This is a genomic window from Nostoc sp. MS1 (assembly GCF_019976755.1).
GTDB lineage: Bacteria > Cyanobacteriota > Cyanobacteriia > Cyanobacteriales > Nostocaceae > Trichormus.
Genome location: NZ_AP023441.1, coordinates 3,743,762 through 3,764,555 on the forward strand (window position 1 = coordinate 3,743,762; position 20,794 = coordinate 3,764,555).

At 40.0% G+C, this 20,794-nt stretch carries 13 protein-coding genes; 10 read left to right on the top strand and 3 right to left on the bottom strand.

The window, feature by feature from the left end; translation table 11 throughout:
- Positions 1-37 precede the first annotated feature (37 nt).
- The 4 genes from NSMS1_RS16180 (at position 38) to NSMS1_RS16195 (ending at position 4,460) form a co-directional block, all read left to right on the top strand.
- On the top strand, positions 38-340 hold the full coding sequence (locus tag NSMS1_RS16180; RefSeq protein WP_411908688.1) for a PadR family transcriptional regulator: 303 nt from the start codon (positions 38-40) through the stop codon (positions 338-340).
- A gap of 78 nt (positions 341-418) precedes the next feature.
- Positions 419-1,624: a chromate transporter gene (locus NSMS1_RS16185; protein ID WP_224085590.1), complete on the top strand. Its 1,206-nt coding sequence runs from the start codon at positions 419-421 to the stop codon at positions 1,622-1,624.
- A gap of 582 nt (positions 1,625-2,206) precedes the next feature.
- Positions 2,207-3,022 carry an SDR family oxidoreductase gene (locus tag NSMS1_RS16190; RefSeq protein WP_224085591.1) on the top strand — a complete coding sequence of 272 codons (816 nt, stop codon included), beginning with the start codon at positions 2,207-2,209 and terminating at the stop codon, positions 3,020-3,022.
- 52 nt (positions 3,023-3,074) lie between these two features.
- A complete protein-coding gene (locus tag NSMS1_RS16195; RefSeq protein ID WP_224085592.1) occupies positions 3,075-4,460 on the top strand; it encodes a DUF2079 domain-containing protein in 1,386 nt (461 codons plus the stop codon).
- Between the two features lie 14 nt (positions 4,461-4,474).
- Here the strand turns inward: NSMS1_RS16195 and NSMS1_RS16200 are convergent, their stop codons facing one another.
- Positions 4,475-6,019: an ArnT family glycosyltransferase gene (locus NSMS1_RS16200; protein WP_224085594.1), complete on the bottom strand. Its 1,545-nt coding sequence runs from the start codon at positions 6,017-6,019 to the stop codon at positions 4,475-4,477.
- A 20-nt stretch (positions 6,020-6,039) separates the two neighbouring features.
- Positions 6,040-8,478 (bottom strand): hypothetical protein, encoded by a 2,439-nt coding sequence (locus NSMS1_RS16205; protein ID WP_224085595.1) that lies wholly within the window; start codon positions 8,476-8,478, stop codon positions 6,040-6,042.
- A 1,205-nt stretch (positions 8,479-9,683) separates the two neighbouring features.
- On the opposite strand from NSMS1_RS16205, the gene NSMS1_RS16210 reads away from it, so the two are divergent.
- A complete protein-coding gene (locus tag NSMS1_RS16210; RefSeq protein ID WP_224085596.1) occupies positions 9,684-10,607 on the top strand; it encodes a polysaccharide deacetylase family protein in 924 nt (307 codons plus the stop codon).
- 108 nt (positions 10,608-10,715) lie between these two features.
- On the opposite strand, the gene NSMS1_RS16215 is transcribed toward NSMS1_RS16210, so the two are convergent.
- Positions 10,716-15,386 carry a glutamate synthase-related protein gene (locus NSMS1_RS16215; RefSeq protein WP_224085597.1) on the bottom strand — a complete coding sequence of 1,557 codons (4,671 nt, stop codon included), beginning with the start codon at positions 15,384-15,386 and terminating at the stop codon, positions 10,716-10,718.
- A gap of 751 nt (positions 15,387-16,137) precedes the next feature.
- Here NSMS1_RS16215 and NSMS1_RS16220 point away from each other — a divergent pair.
- The 5 genes from NSMS1_RS16220 (at position 16,138) to rpsG (ending at position 20,728) form a co-directional block, all read left to right on the top strand.
- A complete protein-coding gene (locus NSMS1_RS16220; RefSeq protein WP_224085598.1) occupies positions 16,138-18,117 on the top strand; it encodes a phosphodiester glycosidase family protein in 1,980 nt (659 codons plus the stop codon).
- Positions 18,118-18,420: 303 nt separating this feature from the next.
- The gene (locus NSMS1_RS16225) at positions 18,421-18,843 is read left to right on the top strand and encodes a cupin domain-containing protein (protein WP_224085599.1); all 423 of its coding nucleotides are present in this window, start codon (positions 18,421-18,423) and stop codon (positions 18,841-18,843) included.
- A 163-nt stretch (positions 18,844-19,006) separates the two neighbouring features.
- Positions 19,007-19,345: a HesB/IscA family protein gene (locus NSMS1_RS16230; RefSeq protein WP_224085600.1), complete on the top strand. Its 339-nt coding sequence runs from the start codon at positions 19,007-19,009 to the stop codon at positions 19,343-19,345.
- 96 nt (positions 19,346-19,441) lie between these two features.
- On the top strand, positions 19,442-19,825 hold the full coding sequence (rpsL, locus tag NSMS1_RS16235) for a 30S ribosomal protein S12 (RefSeq protein ID WP_006196398.1): 384 nt from the start codon (positions 19,442-19,444) through the stop codon (positions 19,823-19,825).
- Positions 19,826-20,257: 432 nt separating this feature from the next.
- On the top strand, positions 20,258-20,728 hold the full coding sequence (gene rpsG / locus NSMS1_RS16240) for a 30S ribosomal protein S7 (protein WP_067764936.1): 471 nt from the start codon (positions 20,258-20,260) through the stop codon (positions 20,726-20,728).
- Positions 20,729-20,794 lie beyond the last annotated feature (66 nt).

The window sequence follows — 20,794 nt, forward strand, 5'->3', positions numbered from 1 at the left end:
GACAATAAAATTTTCACCATTGTCAAAGTCTTGCCCGATGGATGGACGCGAGTTTTACTCAAGCTTGATTCGGCTTCACATTTTGCACCATGCAGTCCATGAGCCAATTTTTGGGCTAGGGATCATTGAAGAATTAGCGCGTCACGGTTATAAACTAAGCGCCGGCACACTATACCCCATGCTGCACGACATGGAACGTAAGGGTTATTTATATTCTGTAGAAGAAAAACTAGGCAGACAAAACCGCAGACTCTACAGAGCCACAGATTTAGGTAAAACGACTCTGGAGAATGCCAAAGAGAAGGTAAGAGAATTGTTTGGAGAATTGTTTGCGGAGTAATACTAATAATATATAGCTTTTCGTTATCGAAATCCGATATATTAATCCTGTCAACATTGCTCAATTAGGAAAACTACAGTGACACAGGAAGCTGAAGACATCCAGCAAGAGCAAGAAGCGGTTTCCTATGATGCTCTGACTCGCAGCCAACAACGGCAAAGATTAACAGAACTAGCATCAGTCTTTTTACGGCTGGGGGTGATTGCCTTTGGTGGCCCGGCTGCCCACATTGCCATGATGGATAATGAGGTGGTGAACCGTCGTCAATGGATGAGCCGGGAAAAACTACTGGATTTGTTGGGAATTACAAATTTGATTCCTGGCCCCAACTCGACAGAATTAGCCATTCATATTGGCTACGAGCGAGGCGGATGGCGTGGTTTATTAGTAGCGGGTAGTTGCTTTATTTTGCCTGCAATGCTCATCGTTTGGGCATTAGCTGCCATTTATGCGCGTTATCAAACTGTGCCGCAGGTGGAATGGTTGCTTTATGGCATTAAGCCTGTAATTATTGCGATTGTGCTTCAGGCGGTGTGGAATTTGGGTAAAAAGGCAGCCAAGGATACACCAACAATTATTGCAGGTGTGGTGGCGATCGCCCCCTACTTTGCTGGGTTGAATGAAATTTTGCTGCTAATTTTGCTAGGTATCGCCGTCATGCTGCTGAAGAATTGGCGAGGGCGTACAAGCACAGCATTTCTATTACCTTTCTCTGGTGTTCTCGCTCAAGTCGGGACAACGACAGCCGCAGTTACATCAGTTAGTTGGGTAAGCGTCTTTGTGTTTTTTCTGAAAATTGGCTGTGTTCTCTATGGTAGTGGTTATGTGTTGCTGGCATTCCTACAACGGGATTTAGTCGAACGTAACCAGTGGCTAACATCACAACAGCTTTTAGATGCAGTAGCCATTGGCCAGTTTACACCGGGGCCAGTCTTTACCACCGCTACATTTATCGGCTACTTGCTGGCAGGAAATGCCGGAGCGATCGCAGGTACAATTGGAATCTTCTTACCAGCTTTCGTGTTGGTGTGGGTAGTGAATCCTTGGGTAAATAAGTTACGCCAATCCCCTTTAGCTAGCGGCTTTCTTGATGGTGTCAACGCTGCCTCACTCGGACTAATGGCAGGAGTCACATATACACTAGGACGAGCCGCAATAGTAGATTGGTTAACAATTATTTTAGCTATTGTGAGTGCGATCGCTGTATTTCGCTTCAAAATCAATTCTGCCTGGCTAGTCCTAGCAGGCGGAGTCATAGGACTAGCCACACACACATTTAGATAAGTGCTGAGTTATGAGTGTTAAGTAAGCTTTTCTCTCTCGTCTCGCCATATCACCGCTTCTGTGCAACAAACACACACCACATTACAAAAAGCGTCAAACCTAAATAGGCTGATACAGTTAACCACTCTTGCCAGCTACCAGATAAATAATTCATCAGTAAAAATGCGGTAAATTACCAGAAAATGTCTGCTTATCTCCATGTTACGCCCTCAATCTATCCGTATATTCCTCATTGAAACCGCAAAAATTTTTTGATATGTTTCCGGAATTGATCAAAATGGCGTGGTATTACCTATCAGTAGAGCCAATTATACAGAACTTTTATATCTGAACCCTTGGGGAATATATCCTCACAGCTTACACAAAAACCCGGTGGTTATGACCGGGTTTTTGTCTGTAATGGGGTCATTAGTCATTAGTCAACAGCCAATAGTTTTTCTCCTCATATCCCTATTCCCCGTCTGAGAGGGTTAAGGGATGGGTTACTCCGTTATCTTCCCTAACTTATTTGATATCTCTCTGTAGTAGCAAACAGGTACTCCCATTTTTGAGTAGATTAAAACAAAGTATCTTAAAAAAGTCATGACTTCTGGAATAAATGAAGATTTGGTACTGGTGGTTGGTGCTACGGGTGGGGTAGGACAGCTTGTGGTAGGTAAGCTGTTAGAGAAAGGTGTGAAAGTTCGGACTCTGACGCGGAATGCAGAAAAAGCCAACAAGATGTTTGATAACAAAGTAGAAGTTTTTGTTGGCGATATCCGTGAAGCAAATACACTTCCAGCCGCAGTTGATGAAGTCACTCACATTATTTGCTGTACCGGAACTACAGCTTTTCCCTCTGGTAGATGGGAGTTTGACCCACAACCCAATTTCTTTGAATGGGGACAGATTTTTCTAGATGCTAACTATCGAGAAGCAAAAGCAAAAAATACTCCCGCTAAGGTTGATGCAGAAGGTGTAGCTAACTTAGTCGCCGCCGCGCCTCAGAATTTGAAAAGATTTGTTTTTGTCTCCTCTGTGGGTATTCTTCGCAAGGATCAGCCACCTTTTAGCATTTTGAATGCCTTTGGTGTGTTGGATGCCAAACAAAAGGGAGAGCAAGCAATTATTAATTCAGGATTGCCTTATACTATTATCCGCCCAGGACGTTTGATTGATGGCCCTTATACTTCTTATGACCTGAATACCCTCTTAAAAGCAACCACAGGCGGAAAGCTTGATGTCGTTATCGGGAAGGGCGATACCTTAGCAGGTGATGCTAGTAGAATTGATGTTGCCGCAGCTTGTGTGGAATCTATTTTTTATTCAGCTAGTGAAGGGCAAATTTTTGAGTTGGTAAATAAGGGAACAAGACCGCCTACAATTGATTGGGAAAAACTTTTTTCTCAGTTGGGTTAGCTTGTATTATGCGGCTTTAGCCCTGAGCCTTAACTTTAGATATTTTAAAGGGATGTATCAAGAAGGTAAAATTGGTTATCCTGTATGGATAATATGCGTAAGTATTGTAATTCTCTTAGCAGCTAGTAGCTTACGACATGAGTTATTTCAATCAACAGCTTTTGATTTAGGCATTTTTGATCAAGCTGTTTATTTAATTAGTCAGGGTAAAGAGCCAGTAACTACCATACAGGGTTTTCATATTCTTGGCGACCATGCAGCTTGGATTTTCTATCCCTTGGCTTTACTATACAAAATTTATCCTAGCGTATATTGGTTATTTGCTGTTCAGGCGATCGCACTAGGTATAGCTGCATTACCAATTTGGTATTTATCCCTACAAGCAGGCTTAAAGGAAAGTCAAGCGATCGCAATCATGCTCGCGTATCTTTTATATCCTTTGGTATTTAATGCCAATTTATTCGATTTTCACCCAGAAGTAATAGCTGTACCTCTACTTTTATCTACTGTGTTAGCAGCACGTTTACAAAAAATAGGATGGTTTTGTCTAAGTATTATTGTGGTGTTGGGATGTAAGGCTGTACTATCTCTCACTGTTGCAGCAATGGGAGTTTGGTTTATTTTCTTTGAAAAGCGGCGTTTATATGGTGCGATCGCTCTTGGTGCTAGTGTAGCTTGGTTTTTTATAGCTACTCAGGTAATTATTCCCCATTTTAGTGGTGCAGAAGCAGGTGCAGTAGGACGTTATAGTTATTTAGGTGACTCAGTTTTGGGTATTGCTAAAAATTTAGTGATGCAGCCCCAATTAATTCTGGGAAAAGTATTTTCTCTAGATAATTTAGGTTATCTAATTTTGGTTTTAGTACCAGTAATATGGGGAATTTCTCTGCAAAGTTTAACCCCTTTAGTCGCTGGGATTCCTTGTTTAGTGCTGAATATTTTGGCTGATTACCAACCACAAAAAGATTTAGTACATCAATATTCTCTACCTTTGCTACCATTTTTAATTTTAACGGTGATATCAACCCTCGCCGCAGGTAAGGGATGGTTACAACACAGAAGAGCTATTATTATTTGGTCATTAGTTGGTTTCTTGAGTTTGGCAAAATTTACGCATTTTGGGGGTAAATATTTAGAGTCTGTAGATACTTGGCAGGCTACAAAACAAGCGATCGCCCAAATCCAAACAAAAGACCCCGTTTATACCACAGCACAAATTGCACCACATTTAACTAATAGAGAAATTATTTACTTTACTAATGAAACTGCAACAGCAGTTAATTTAGATAATTTTAATTATGTTCTACTGAATATTCGTCACCCAGGCTGGGCAAGTAGTCAGACATTCGCTAGTAAATTGGTTGCTAAACTACAAAGTAAGGCAAATTTTCAAATTAAAGTTCAACGCAATGATGTTTATTTATTTGTCAAAAAATAGTTTTGCATATGGATTTACTTTGTAGATGTTTTCACTAAAGTAAAGTTTTCAGCCTTACCTAAAATTTGACTTTCAGCTAAATTGATTTTGTCTAACGCCACTGTATCTGTTAACCAATAATTATTTTCTCTTAATTGTAAATCTGAAAAATCGGCAGGCATGACTTTACAATTACAATAAAAATCCAAACTAGGACGACCATAAGCAAAAGAAGTATAGATTTTCGTTGCTGGTGGAACGTGTTGACGAATTAATGCTGCAACTGGTTTGACTGGAAATGCTTCGTTTAATTCCCAAATCCATACTTGCGAACTCATAAATAGAAATAAAACCGCATACATCCCAACAAATAAAATAGGAATAAAGTTGCGATCGCTCCTACTCACGAGCCATGATACTATAGCCATACTCACACCTAAAACAAGGCTCATGGCAATTAATACAGGCTGAGGCTTGGTAATTGTAAAGTAAATACAGCCACCTAAACCTGCGATCGCTAGAATTGCAAATAAAACTACCCAAGCTTTTGATTTAACCTGGCGATGTTCCCAAACCTCAGCTAATTTAACACCAATTGCCAAAGCTAAAAATGGATATATAGGCATAACATACCAAGGCAGTTTTGTTCTCATGATGGAAATGCTTACTAAGTAAACAATTGTGCCAACAAGAATTAAACAACCCCAGGAAGTAAGGCGTTTCTTCCAAGCAAGAATGATTCCTCCCGGTAAAAACAATAGCCAGGGAAAACTATATTTCAGTATTTCTAATAAATAATACCAAGGTGGGCCGCTATGTCCTTCTACCGATTGAAAAAGACGGTTAAAACTTTGTGATTGTAAATTGGTTTGTAAGAAATTACTACCATAATATTGCAATTGAGCGATATGCCAAGCGATCGCAGGTGCATTTCCTAAAAATAACCCCAGCCATAAATAAGGACTTCTTAATAAGAAAAACTGTTTATCTATGAGGAGAAATAACCCAGCAATTCCCCCCAATAGGAAAACAATCATGCCTTTAGTCAGGGCAATTAACCCTAAACTTACACCTACGCCTAAAGCATATCTCTGATTATGGCGTGCTTTCAGCAAACAATATAGTGCTAATAAGAAAAAAGTGATAACTGTACCGTCTAACATCGCCAGCCTGCCGTGTCGTACCACAGGTAGCATAGTTAAATACACTAAGGCAGCAAATAAAGCTGGTAAACTGCGACCAAACAATAATCTTCCTAATAAATACAACAAAGGTACACCAGACGCAGTTATGACTGCACCAGGAAGACGAGTTGTCCACTCATTTACACCACCAATAGAGTAAGCCCAAGCAATTAACAAGTGCATTAAAGGCGGCTTATTATGATAAGGTTCCCCTGCTAAGGTGGGATAAAGCCAACGAAAAGAACCTGATGGAGCTTGCCAAATATCACGAGCGACTTGTGCTATTGTACCCTCGTCCCAATCACGCAGAGGACATTCACCTAAAAATATTAGCCACAAAGTTAAAGCAGCAACCGATAAACATACTAATATTTTTTTTTCTGTGATTGAGTACATATCGAAATCTAGCTAAGATTTTAGAAGTGAATTATGGGCAAAAATTTCATGATATTGGTCACAGTTTTTAATGTTTTTAATTCTGGTATATTTGGTTGGAGTTGTTCGGCGATCGCTAATTTTGGTTCAGCCTGTCTAGGTTGAAAATCATATAAATAAACAAAAGCTAGATAAAGCCATACATAAGGGTTTTGACTATCATATTTAGTTAATTGGGTTAAATTCTGGATTAACTCAGGAACTTGACGTTGCAAAAGTTGTGCAAGCACCAAAGTATAACGCCAATTCAAATTATCTGGTTCTGTTTGTAGATGATAGTTGGCTGCAAATTCAATTTGTTTTAAATAATCTTGAGTAGGATCATATTGATTAAAGTTTGATATTTGTGCAAATATATTGTCTAATTTACCCTGTTTTAATTCTAAAGCTAATTGAGACATTTGCGAGACTAAATCTAATGCAGGTGATTTGACTGCTGCACCTTTATTTGTTACATCCAGATTAGTTTTTTGAATGTTCAAAGGTGTAACTTTGCCATCTCTTCTATCTAAATAAAGTGCGGATAGATGATATTGCCCTAATGGTAAACTTTTAGGAATAAATGTAGCCAGATTCTCTGTTATCTGAAAAGTTCCTTGAGGATGGCATTTAAGACCACAGTATAAATTACCTAGTGCGATCGCATGGTCATGTTCAAAGTATGATCGCCCATTTTGCCATCTTAATAGTAATAGACCATTTTGCAAATCATCCCATGTACCATTCACTTGGTAAGTAATGGGGTTATTTTTATCTACCACAAGCTGATTGGCAGTAATTACTTGTTTCAAGGTGACTGGAGAAGTAGCATTATCTAGTTTTTCTACAACTATGGCTGGCTTAATTCGATGATATAACCTTAATTTCTCTCCAAGGGGTAAAGTCCATTCACCTTGCAATTTTAAATCTACCGAAGACTCAACTAAAGATTTGAGTTTTCGTTTAGTCTCTCCCCTTTGTCCACGCTCATCAGGTTCATTATCTCTGGTAACATACCAAGAGAAGTTTTCTAAATCCTGCTCTACTTGAGATAGCTTTGTAGTTAGTTTTCTTGCATATACTCGAAAATCAGCCAATGTGCCAAAATAATCTAAAGTAAATTGATTAACTTGCGGCGTAGAAACAGGAATTACACCCAAAGTTGACCTTAAATATGGATTAGTTTGGTTAATTATCTCTATCAGTTGTGGAAGTTGATATTTTTTACTGTCATCATTAGGTAAATGTTTTATCCCTCCCCAGGCTTGAAGGATGGGTAAAGGAAATAGACTATTTAACAAAACTATAAAACTTAATACCAGAGTAGATATCCTGACCCTATTAAATAATTTATTATCAATTAAGTGAAAGCAATAGGACAGAATTAAAGCAATTACAGGGAAGCAAGGTAGGATAAATCTACTGTCTTTGTTTGTTCCCAAAGAACAGATTATATAACTACTTACTAAAAATATGATTAACCAGCTTAAACGCGATTGACTATACTTATTCTTAACTAAATTAAAATCAAACTTATTTTTAATAATATAAGCTAATAAAATTCCCAAACTCACAAATAATATAGGAAACCCTACAGTCTCTGGTATTATTTGTGGATAAGCTAACCATCCGGCAATAGTTGTAGCAGGAGGATCACCCTCTCTTTTACCTACTTGATTAGCATTTAAGGCAGAAGTAATAATTGTCAGCCAATTTAAGCTGTACCAAAAACCACAAACTAGCCAAGATAGAATTAAAGATAACCCCGCTTGAATTAATTTTAAATACTTACGTTTTCTAATAAAACTAATTAATGTCAGAATACTAGGAATAAGGATAAAGATGAAACCCGTAGGTTTAGATAACATTATCAGTCCTATGCCTATTCCCAAAGTAAAAGTCAATATCCATGAAAAGAAGCCACTATATTTGTCTTTCCAAATTGTTAAAATCGTAAAAGTTACTATAACAATTGCTGTTAAACCATAATCCAATAAATAATCTATACGCATAATTCCCAAGATAGGGAACAACAAGCAAAATACACTGGCTGTTATAGCAATTTTGCGATTATTAAATAGATAAATACCTAAATAGTATACAGAAAATATAATTATTAAAGTATATAGTGAATTAACTAAGACTGCCTGGTCATAGCTTCTAGAAAGTAATAAAAAAGGTACAGTACAAATATATACAAAAGGAGCGCGGTAGCTAGGGGTTAACTGCCAAAGCGATCGCCACCATTCACTAGAAAAAATATTAAAATCTTGAAAAATCCGATAATGATGTAGTGCTGTTGTTAAGTGTGCGCTTTGATCATAGGCGGGAATTGAATTATCTAAAGACAACCAAATGCTATCGATAAAAAATACTACCAAAAAAAATATTAAGAGTATGAAATAGTCTGACTTAATTTTAGAGTAGTTAAAATAATTCATATCCAATTAAATATTAGAGAGCCTAAATATTTGTTAGCCTAACATTAATGTTACAAAAAGCAACAAAAAGTATGAAAACAGACAAAATACTGCAAGTATAAACTTATCTCAACTTGGGAAATCTGTATCTCATGAGAATAAGCGCGTTTATATTGCTTTAAAACACGCTTTGTTAAACCTTATACAATTGACATCGGTTATTGCATTCCTTAGCAAACCCATAAAATACTGCAAATACTTATATGTAAAACTTTACCAAAAAATTATATTTTTCCTATAAAAAATAAACATTACATACGCTCAACAAAGTAAATTTTTTAAATTTAGCATTTATAATGTTAACTAATTTCAGTAAAAATACTGTAACCACCTATATTTAATTTTTATATTAATAAGGTAGTGACCTTCATTAATTCGAGGGTTAAGGTAGTGATGTCAAGTTACTACATCCCCTTAAAATTCCTTTTGATACTTAAGAAATGTATTGTTTTATTACAGATATTAATCTGGATTCAATAATCAATTCTGCATAGATAGTCAAAAGGTATATAGACCAATTACTCTAAGCTTTTTGTTAGAGGGAAACTATCTCTGTGTGGAGATCGTCTCTGTGTTGAAGATGAGAGTAATATATTTGTTTTAGTCTTCAAAGATTTAATTTTTTCTTAAAAAGGTAAAAATGTTACTTAGCAGTAGAATATATCGTATCGACAGACAAACCTATAATGCTTTGGTATTTACGTAGATAAAATCACTTAACTTTAATACTCAATATTTTATCCTTGAAAAAACTTATGGAAAGTATATTAATTATTGATGGTTAATTAAGCCAAATTATAGTAATCAAAAACTCTTATATTTTAAGAATACTATTTGGCTTAAAAAAGATAATAACTTTGCTTTATTCAATAAAGCATACATGATGATAAAAATGTAAGCTTTGCACAGTGGAGAATATTTATTTACGGTTAAATCATAGTAATCAATAATATAGTTCATTGGTTTACCAAAAAAAATTTCATAATTTTGGGTTAAACCCATATCAAACAAATATTAAATATTTTGATAAATCTAAATCCTGTTAATTTTCTTACAAAATCTAAGATTAATAGAATTTAGCTAAGTATCTAAATACTGATAAAACATGTGAGCAAAATTACTGTTATAAATGTTATTCATAATCTTAACCTTGAAGGAGCTATGAAGTGGAAAACAATAAATCGTTTCTCTGGCCACAAGGAATATTATTTGCATTGTTAGCTATTAGTGCCAGTTTGAGTGTAGGAGTAATGATGTTGTTTAAACCAAACACTTCCGATGCTCAAATTAAAACAAATATAAATAGTATAAATACAATTACTACACCAGCTAAAGTCGGAACTAGTCGGCAAATTGAGAAATTAAAATCAATGATGCTGAATAGTTTACAACAAGAAGCTAGAAATAAAGGTTTGTCCGATGGTGTACCATCACGTTTTCAAGGAGCAATTATTAAATCAGCAAACGTTAACCAATCTCAAAAAGTAATTGCATTAACTTTTGATGATGGCCCTTGGCCTCAAAGCACCGCACAAGTATTAGATATTCTTAAACAAAATAATATTAAAGCGACCTTTTTTGTAGTTGGGCAAAATGTCAAAAATTACCCAGATTTATTAAAAAGAGTGGTGGCTGAAGGTCATACAGTTGGCAACCATACTTGGCATCACTGGTATCACTTTATGAATCCTCAAGTAGCAGCTTATGAAGTTGCTAATACAGCGAAGCTTATCTATCAAATAACAGGTGTGAAAACTGACTTATTTCGTCCGCCTGGAGGTATGATGAACAATGGATTAGTTTCCTATGCCAAAAATAATAAGTATGCCGTAATTATGTGGTCTTCTGACTCGGCAGACTATTCCCGTCCCGGTGTATCAAGATTAATTAATAATGTGTTTAGACCAGCACAACCAGGCGGAATTGTACTCATGCACGATGGCGGCGGGAACCGTTCCCAAACTATCAAAGCTTTACCAGAAATTATTAGTAGATTTCGCAAGCAAGGTTACAGCTTTGTTACTGTCCCTGAACTTTTAGAAATGCAAGAGAAAAACGAAAAATTAATTGCTAATAAAAAACAAAAGTGATTTGAAACTTTTAATAAAAAAAAGACGCGAAATTTCGCGTCTTTTTTCACATCTAGTTTTGTGTTTGTCATTAGCCATCATCAACTGACTAATGACTAATCCTAATAATTAAACTGAACTCAGATGCTTCTCTACTACAGCTTGAGGGTTAGCTTCTGCGCTTTCAGCTTCTGAAGGTGGTACTAATTGCCAGAACTTGGGCAAGTATTCCTGCCAATTTTGCAAGATAAATTTAGCCTTTGGTGAACCTGTACGTTCTGCATGAGCTTTAATTAATTCTTGCAATTGTTTCTCTCCGGCTGCGGTTAGTACACGTTGAATCTTGACGATTTCGCAGTTGACTAATTCAGGGAATGAACCATCTTCATCTAAGAAGTAGGCTAGTCCACCAGTCATCCCAGCCGCGACGTTGCGTCCTACTTTACCAAGAACGACAATTACACCACCTGTCATGTACTCGCAACAGTGATCCCCAGCACCTTCAATTACTGCTACACCTTTGGAGTTGCGTACAGCGAAGCGTTCACCGCCTAAACCATTGGCATACAACACCCCACCAGTAGCACCGTAAAGGCAGGTGTTACCAACAATCACGTTTTGAGCAGGATCGTAAGTAGCATCGGCTGGCGGTTTGATAATAATTTCGCCACCGTGCATCCCCTTACCTACGTAGTCGTTGGCTTCACCTTCCAGTGTGAGGATAATTCCTGGTAAGTTGAAAGCACCAAAGCTTTGACCGACGCTACCTGTGAAGTTGAGGTTAATTTGTCCCTCAAAACCACTGTCGCCATATTGAGATGCGATCGCCCCCGCTAGTCTTGCTCCCAATGTTCTGTCAGTATTGACTATAGGTAGGGTCTTAGTCACTGTAGACTGGTTGCGAATAGCAGCTTGAATTTCCACATCAGCCAATAACTGGTCATCTACAACTGGGCCGTTGCTGTGGACTTCTTCATGCACTAACCAACTACGGTTATTTCTGGTATCTGGTAGCTGAAGTAAGCAGTTGAGGTTGAGCGATTGAGTTTTGGTGAGTTTTGCGTCCTTACGATTTGTCAGAATGTCAGCGCGACCGATAATTTCTGATAAAGAACGATAGCCAAGTTTGGCTAACAAACCGCGTACTTCTTCAGCAATAAAGTAGAAGAAATTGACAACGTGTTCAGGGATACCTGTAAACCGCTTGCGTAATTCTTCTTTTTGCGAAGCTACACCCACAGGACAGTTATTGGTGTGGCAGATCCGCGCCATAATACAACCTTCGGCAATCATAGCGATGGAACCGAAGCCAAATTCCTCTGCCCCCATCAACGCCCCGATTAACACATCCCAACCACTCTTAAGACCGCCATCTACACGTAAAACTACGCGATCGCGCAAACTATTTTCCATCAAGACGCGATGCACTTCACTTAAACCTAGTTCCCAAGGTGAACCAGCGTGTTTAATCGATGAGAGTGGTGATGCACCTGTACCACCATCATGTCCAGAAATTTGGATAATATCGGCGTTGGCTTTAGCCACACCAGCTGCAATTGTCCCGATACCAACTTCCGCCACTAATTTTACGGATACTTGAGCTTTGGGGTTAATTTGGTGCAGGTCGAATATTAGTTGTGCGAGGTCTTCAATTGAATAGATGTCATGGTGGGGTGGGGGTGAAATCAAGGTAACACCGGGCTTAGACCGCCGTAACATCGCAATGTATTGGCTGACCTTCGGCCCTGGTAGTTGTCCGCCTTCCCCTGGTTTTGCACCTTGGGCAATTTTGATTTCGATTTGTTTAGCACTGGCTAAATATTCAGGTGTTACACCAAAGCGCCCTGATGCAACTTGCTTGATAGCACTAGAAGCTGTATCACCATTCCGCAAACCGCGCAAATGCGGCAGAGTTGGTGAATGTCCAGAAGCATCCACATCATCCAGAACTTTGTAACGTACTGGGTCTTCTCCACCTTCCCCGGAGTTGGATTTACCACCAATCCGGTTCATAGCGATCGCCAATACCTCATGGGCTTCCCGTGACAACGCACCCAAAGACATCCCCCCAGTACAGAAGCGTTTGACAATATCACTGACTGACTCTACTTCTTCTACAGGGATGGGTGAGCGATCGCTGTGGAAGTCTAGCAAGTCGCGCAGGGCTGTAATTGGTCTATTTTGTAAATACTGTTTGTAAACTTCGTAGTGGTCGTATTTCTTGCCATCTACCGCCTCATGCAGTGCTTTTGCTAGTTTGGGGTTGTTCATGTGGTACTCGCCTGTAGGACGGTAGTTGACAAACCCCAAGTTTTCTAACTTAGTGAGGGCTAGGTCTGGGAAAGCCTTGATGTGGATGGAAAGTATTTCTTGGGCTAACTCCCGCACACTCAAACCGCCAATACGGGAAGCTGTACCTTGGAAGCCCAACTCCAGTAAATCGCCACCAATCCCAATGGCTTCAAATATCTGCGCTGCTTGATAGCTGGACAGAAGGGAAATCCCCATCTTGGAGAGGATTTTCAACAACCCAGACTCGACAGCTTTGCGATAGTTAGCGATCGCTTGTTCTAAAGAAATGGCTGGTATTTTACCCCGTTCCATGAACTGTTGAGTTGAGGGGTCAGACCACCAAGCACGCACTGTATCCAACGTCATGTAAGGGCAAACAGCACCCGCACCATAGCCGATTAAACAAGCAAAATGGTGTGTACTCCAGCATTGGGCAGTATCGACAATTAAAGATGTCTTCGTTCTCAATCCTTCACGAATTAAATAGTGATGGACTGCACCCACCGCCAACAAGGGAGGAATGTAACTATATTCTGTGCCAACACCTTCACCTGCGCGATCGCTCAAAATGAGAATTTTTGCCCCAGCACGCACAGATTCAGCCGCTTGTTTTTGTAAAGCTTGCACTGCGGCTTTTAGACTATCTGGGCCGTTGGCGATCGCAAATAGGGTTGACAACTGTGCTGTAGCAAATCCTGACAGCTTGATTGTTTCCAACTCTGCTGTTGTTAAGACTGGTGACTCTAATTTCAGCCGTCTGGCGTATTCTGGCTTCGGTTCCAATAAGTTACCGCGTTCACCCAACTCCACCTTCAAAGACATCACCAACTTTTCCCGTAGTGGGTCAATTGCTGGGTTGGTTACTTGGGCAAAACGCTGTTTGAAATAGTCATACAACAAGTGGGGCTTCTCTGACAGCACCGCCAAAGGAATATCATCACCCATGCAGAAAGTCGGTTCAGATCCAGTGCTGGCCATTGGTTGGATGACCATTTCCACATCTTCTGTGGTGTAACCAAAAGCCAATTGTTGACGCAGTAAGTTTTCTCTGTCAATTTCTTTGACTACATGATGACCATTGCCGTTACCGTTACCGTTACCATTGGCAGAACTATTAACTTGTTTTAGTTCCTGACGATATTTTTGCAACCATTCCCCATAAGGATGCTGCTTGGCGATACGCTGTTTAATTTCCCAATTCTTGAGGATTTCATGGTTGACTAGATCCACAGCAATCATCTGTCCTGGGCCGAGTCTACCCTTCTCCACAATATTGGCTTCTGGGAAATCCACAACCCCAGCTTCGGAAGCTACAACAATGTAGTCATCTTTGGTAATTACATAACGCGCAGGTCTTAAGCCGTTACGGTCTAATGTTGCGCCTACTGTTTTACCATCACCAAATACTAACAGTGCTGGGCCGTCCCATGCTTCTTGCAAACCACTGTAATATTCGTAAAAATCAACAATCTCTGGATAGTTTTGCAAAGATGGTTGGTTTTGATAAGCCTCTGGAACCATAATCATCAAGGCTTCCAAGGGGCTGCGTCCAGAATGTACCAATAATTCTAGGACGTTATCTAGGGTTGCCGAGTCACTATTACCCAACAAAACTAATGGCTTGAGTTCATCAAAGCGATGATCCCATACTGGATGACCCAAGTTAGCTTCTCTGGCCATCATCCAGTTAATATTACCCAACAGGGTGTTAATTTCCCCGTTATGACCCAATAGCCGCATCGGTTGGGCTAAGGGCCACTTGGGCATGGTGTTGGTACTAAAGCGGCGGTGATATACAGCAAACGCACTCTTATAAGCTGGGTTTTGTAAGTCTAGATAAAACTCTCCCAAAACTGCCGATCGCACCATGCCTTTATAAACAATCGTGCGGCTGGATAAAGAACAAATGTAAAATTCTTCCGAAATGCTCTTTACAGCTTTGAATAGGCGTTTGCGAGCAATAAACAATTGCCTTTCTAGCGCATCACCACTGTTATCTGCGGCTAGAAAAACTTGCTCAATGCGGGGTTGATTTTCTTTAGCTTGTACCCCTAATAATTCAGGTCTTACAGGAACTTCTCGCCAGCCCAGTAAGGCGAATTTTTCTTCAGTGACTATTTGCTCAAAAACGTATTTGGCTTTTTGCGCTACTTGTAAATCTTGGGGGAGAAATATCATCCCCACCGCAATATTATTACTAGACAAAAAGTCTATCTGTCCTGGGGAATAATCTTGTTGCAATAACTCCCAAGGAATGGCAGTTAATATACCAGCACCATCACCGGAATCTTGGTCTGCACTACAACCACCCCGATGTTCTAGACAAGTCAAAGCCCCTAAAGCTTTAGAGACAATTTCGTGGCTGGCTTGATTTTGACGATGAGCTATAAAACCTACACCACAGGCATCCCGTTCTTCTACTAACCACTTCGGCCCTTGGTAGGTGTCCCCTGAATTGATAATATTTGCTGTGATATTTTGGTCTTGATTCATCGGTTTATCAGTCATAGAGCCTGTTCCTGAGATCGTTGAGTCACTAGTGCTGCCACTGTTTTGTGAGAAAAATTTCTAAATTTCGTGTCGCACAAATATATAAATCAGCGAAATTTAGAGAAAAAAAATTTTAACTTCGGCGTTTTTTCGTCGCCACGTTAAAATATCTGCTTTATCTTTTTATGTGTTTATTCTATGGAAGACAAAATCTCTGTATCTGGACAGTCCTCATTTTTATATCGTGTAATTTTATATTTTCTCAGCTTGTGTGTTTTGAGTTGCCAGAACAAAACATAATCTTCGGTACTATCAACAGCACCTTACTTTTACACTTTACTGTGCTTCGACTATAAACAATCCTGATTTAGCAGCAAAATCAGCGTATTACACTATATACCCCTTTGACAATTCCTAAATATTTTGATTGTTGTGAGTTTTTCTGCTGTTGCCACTAAACATCTCTACTGTTTAACCCTCACCAAGTAGCAACAGCAGGAACAATGTATAAGGATCTAATATCTTATCCAAATATAATAACTAAAACTACTATTTCTAGTTTTGTCTTTACTAGTGCTAGTTAAAGCATTTAGTTACAGTGATTTTAGCGGCAAAATTTTAGCTTGTCACTTACAAGAGATAACAAGCCAATATACATATTATCACATTTATTACAAGATTATTTAGCCATTTTTCAAGATTTCCACACATTAGCCAATCGACTAATGTGTGGTAGCTTTCAAAAGTACTTGTGTAAATTATCGTCAAAATGAAAAATCACTGTCAGCGTAAAAATCAAAATTGCGCTATCAAACCACATAATTACAGCCTTTGGCAAATTGTTGTGTCACCAATCACAGTAATATCACTATATTTATCTGCAACCTTTGCCACAAACGCCCAGCAGCCAGCCAAGTTAGGTCAAGCAAACACACAGCGTCCAGTATCACCTGCATCGGTGCGATTAACTTCTGGTAGCCAAATCTCCCTCAATGGTCGTAATTTACCAGGAGCTTGGTTGCAACAACCAGGAGGAGCAACATTTATCAGTGATGGCGCTCTGCGGCAATTAATAGGCGTAGACCTATTAAGTAGTAATAATCCAACAAAACAACCCGTTGTCTGGTTTTCTCCTACTACCCAGCCTTTAGTTTTAAATACTAGACTGCAAGGCGGATATCGCTATCTCGATATTACCAACTTTGCCCGGACAGCCGGATGGCAAATTCAAACCCAAGGTAACACTTTAGCGATCGCAACTCCCAGAGCGCAAGTAAGCAATCTTCGCTTCAACCAACCACCAGCCACGCGCATTGTTTTAGATTTAGACCGCCCCACCCCTTGGCAAGTCAGACAAGGGCAACCAATTAAACTCCCAGTTGACCCTAATGCCCCACCAGATGCCAAACCCCCAGCACCAACTTTGAGGGAATGGACAATAGTGCTTGATGGTATAGCCGACCCTGGTTTAATACAACGCTACACACCCTTACCCGTAACGCCACCATCTCCATTAGAAGCAAATCCACTCAAACAACTACCGACACCCGACTCACTAGTCAAGCGAGTAGAGGTAGTAAATAACCAAACCCTAATTACCCTGAATGTTCCCTTGGCTTTATCACCCAAGGTTAGCACCATTAATAATCCTGATCGCCTAGTTATCGATTTACGCCCCGACCCCTTAGAACCACGAGATATTACTTGGGCAAACGGAATACGTTGGCGACAACAGTTTCTTAATTTAGGTACAGACCGCTTCCCTGTGGTATCTCTAGAAATTAATCCCCGCACTGTGGGGCTAACCTTAAAACCTATTATTACTAACTCAGATACTTTAGTAGGCACAGCCCCCATTCTGCAAACAGCCCAACGTTATTTCGCAGTTGGGGCAATTAACGGCGGATACTTTAACCGCAACAACCGTTATCCCTTGGGTGCAATTCGCCAAGACGGTCAATGGTTATCAAGCCCAATTTTAAATCGAGGTGCGATCGCCTGGAATAATGCTGGAGAATTTTACTTCGGTCGCCTCAGCCTACAAGAGACATTAGTAATATCAAATGGTTTGCGATCAGCTACGCTGGGCGGAACGCCATCGCCAATATTATTTCTCAACAGTGGTTACGTGCAGAGCGGTATCGCCCGTTACACACCAGCCTGGGGGCAAACATACACCCCCCTAACCGACAACGAAAGAATTTTCCTAGTCCAAAACAACAAAATTAGTAATCAGTTTGCTGGGGATAAAGCAGGACAAACCAGCTTTCCCATTCCCAGAGACGGGTACTTATTAACATTACGTGGAAATGCTAGTGCGCTCACATCACAACTACCAATAGGTACTGATGTACAAATTACCAGTAACACTACACCTGCTGACTTTAACCGTTACCCCAACATCATCGGAGCCGGGCCACTGTTAATTCAAAACAGTCAAATTGTCCTCAATGCCGAAAGCGAACAATTCAGCAAAGCCTTCATCACCGAAAGAGCCATCCGCAGTGGTATTTGTACAACTGCCAACAACACCTTATTAATCACCGCCACCCATAACCGTGCAGGCGGACTAGGCCCAACCTTAGCAGAACACGCCCAACTCATGAAGCTTTTAGGCTGTGTCAATGCCTTAAACCTAGATGGCGGTAGCTCAACCAGCCTCTATTTAAGCGGACAACTACTAGACCGCTATCCCAACACAGCCGCTCGCGTCCACAATGGCATCGGTATTTTCCTCCAACCCCGCTAGAAGAGATGAGGGAGACAAGGGAGAGAGGGAAGACAAGGAAGAATAACTTTTGACTGTGGACTAATGACTAATGACCAATGACCATTCTTAATTTAAAGCTGAGAATAAGTCATCATCGCAATTGATGAAGAGTTTGTGTAAACCCCAAGTTTCAACCAATATTCTGCACCCTAGCCAATTTCCCTTTGCTATGTTTAGCAAGGTGCTACTAAATTACTAATTTCACGGTTGTAAAATTGCCCCAAATTTTCCATTAATTGTTCAGCTTAATAACGGTTTGTTTTGTCTCTAAAAGAGGTAACTATGGCCCAAACTCAAGAAACCACCACAAAAACCAACACCCTGCCCCTACCTACCACCATTAATAACCGTAGTGTTGCTGCAACTGAACTGCGTCCTTGGGGTTCTTTTACAGTTCTGGAAGAAGGACGCGGATATAAAATCAAACGCATCGAAGTTAAACCTGGACATCGCCTCAGCCTCCAAATGCACCACCACCGCAGCGAACACTGGATTGTTGTTTCTGGTACAGCTAGAGTAGTGTGTGGTGAAGCAGAAATTTTATTAGGCAATAATCAATCTACCTACGTACCCCAGTGTACTGCTCATCGTTTAGAAAATCCTGGTGTAATTCCTTTGGTACTAATTGAAGTACAAAACGGCGAATACTTAGGCGAAGACGATATTATTCGCTACCAAGATGATTACGCCCGTACAGGTAAATAAACTTCTTCTCAGTCTCAAAAATTATTAAACTCCCTCTGCGTCTCTGTGGTGAGAATTTAACCACAGAGTCACAGAGAATAAATTTCTCAGCACTCTCACAAGTTCAATTGGGCAACCCATCTGTAATACTGAAAGATGGTATCTTCACTTGCCCAAACAAGTTATGATTCATTTAAGCCAAGCCGCAGCTAGTGAAATCAATCGCTTAAAGTTAAAACAACAGCCAGCAGCCTTTTTTAGAATCACGGTGAAACCGGGTGGCTGTTCCGATTGGTTTTATGATATGTCCTTTGACGAAAAAATCCAACAAGGCGATCGCATCTTTGACGAACATAACGTCCAAGTCGTCATAGACAACGCCAGTTATAATTATATTAATGGTTTAGTCATAGATTATTCAGAGGATTTAATGGGTGGTGCGTTTCGTTTCCAAAACCCCCAAGCAGTAGCTACTTGTGGTTGTGGTAATTCATTCTCTACCACTAGACCATCTGCTATTTAATAAATAATATGGAAGTTTGACATAAAACCATTAAAAAAGATATAATCAGGATTTGTTAAAACTTAGACCTATAAGCAGCTTCACGCGCTGTGACTCATGCCAACAATACAACAGTTAATCCGTACTGAACGCGAGAAAGCGCGTCAGAAAACCAAGTCCCCTGCTCTAAAACAATGCCCTCAGCGTCGAGGAGTTTGTACAAGAGTATACACGACCACTCCTAAAAAGCCCAACTCAGCTCTACGGAAAGTAGCACGGGTGAGATTGACTTCAGGATTTGAAGTTACAGCTTATATCCCAGGAATTGGTCACAATCTACAAGAACACTCAGTTGTAATGATTCGTGGCGGTCGGGTGAAAGACTTACCAGGTGTAAGATATCACATCATCCGAGGCACATTAGATACAGCCGGAGTTAAAGACCGCAAGCAAGGTCGCTCCAAATATGGAACTAAGCGCCCGAAAGAAGCGAAAAAATAAATTAAGCAATTAATCGTACTTGATGCGGTTAGTTGCTTCAGCAAAAGCGGCTAAAACTGTAAAGTATCAATGTTTTTTCTGAAACAGTGATTAATTCATAGAATAGATAATCTGTTTTAGAAAATTAGCTCAAGCTTCTACCGCCAACTTACACTCAGCGAGCAAGTGTAGGCAGAATCAAAAAAACATTATGTATAGAAAGAGGCTAGGGACTAGAGGCTAGGGAGCAGAAAAGCAGAGGAGCAGAGGAGCAGGAGAAGACATTCTTCATTCAACTCAAAACTCAGCACTCAAAACTCAGCACTCAAAACTCAGCACTCAGCACTTTTTCAAATCAGCCAAAATGCTCAATTCTGAGCCGCGTTAGCGCTCAGAGATTACGCTGTCTGATAGCATATAATTTCGTTGCCAAGTCTGAATTAAGGGTAAAGTATGTCTCGTCGTGGTGTTATTCAAAGGCGGCCAATACCGCCTGACTCTGTGTATAACAGCCGGTTGGTGAGTATGATCATCCGCCGAATTATGCGTCATGGAAAAAAATCACTATCTGCACGCATTGTTTATGATGCGATGAAAACAATTGAAGAACGCACTGGTAATAATGCTCTAGAAGTGTTTGAAAGAGCAGTCAGAAACGCAACACCGTTAGTTGAAGTGAAAGCTCGTCGTGTCGGTGGTGCTACTTACCAAGTACCGATGGAAGTGCGTTCAGACCGGGGTACTACCCTAGCACTGCGTTGGCTGGTACAATTTTCTAGAAGTAGACCCGGCCGCACAATGGCAAGCCGATTAGCTAATGAGTTACTTGATGCTGCCAACGAAACCGGGAATGCTATTCGCAAACGGGAAGAAACGCACCGGATGGCGGAAGCAAATAAAGCATTTGCACACTATCGTTACTAAGTACAAAAGCGGTATATCGTGCATTTAAAAGCGGTATATCGCGGAATTACCAAAGAAAAGTCGGTT

Excerpts from the sequence above, each read along its gene's own strand:
- NSMS1_RS16180 (WP_411908688.1), top strand. The coding sequence starts at position 38 with ATGGATGGACGCGAGTTTTACTCAAGCTTGATTCGGCTTCACATTTTG.
- NSMS1_RS16190 (WP_224085591.1), top strand. The coding sequence starts at position 2,207 with ATGACTTCTGGAATAAATGAAGATTTGGTACTGGTGGTTGGTGCTACG.
- NSMS1_RS16195 (WP_224085592.1), top strand. The coding sequence starts at position 3,075 with ATGTATCAAGAAGGTAAAATTGGTTATCCTGTATGGATAATATGCGTA.
- NSMS1_RS16200 (WP_224085594.1), bottom strand. The coding sequence starts at position 6,019 with ATGTACTCAATCACAGAAAAAAAAATATTAGTATGTTTATCGGTTGCT.
- NSMS1_RS16205 (WP_224085595.1), bottom strand. The coding sequence starts at position 8,478 with ATGAATTATTTTAACTACTCTAAAATTAAGTCAGACTATTTCATACTC.
- NSMS1_RS16215 (WP_224085597.1), bottom strand. The coding sequence starts at position 15,386 with ATGACTGATAAACCGATGAATCAAGACCAAAATATCACAGCAAATATT.
- NSMS1_RS16220 (WP_224085598.1), top strand. The coding sequence starts at position 16,138 with ATGAAAAATCACTGTCAGCGTAAAAATCAAAATTGCGCTATCAAACCA.
- NSMS1_RS16225 (WP_224085599.1), top strand. The coding sequence starts at position 18,421 with ATGGCCCAAACTCAAGAAACCACCACAAAAACCAACACCCTGCCCCTA.
- NSMS1_RS16230 (WP_224085600.1), top strand. The coding sequence starts at position 19,007 with ATGATTCATTTAAGCCAAGCCGCAGCTAGTGAAATCAATCGCTTAAAG.
- rpsL (WP_006196398.1), top strand. The coding sequence starts at position 19,442 with ATGCCAACAATACAACAGTTAATCCGTACTGAACGCGAGAAAGCGCGT.
- rpsG (WP_067764936.1), top strand. The coding sequence starts at position 20,258 with ATGTCTCGTCGTGGTGTTATTCAAAGGCGGCCAATACCGCCTGACTCT.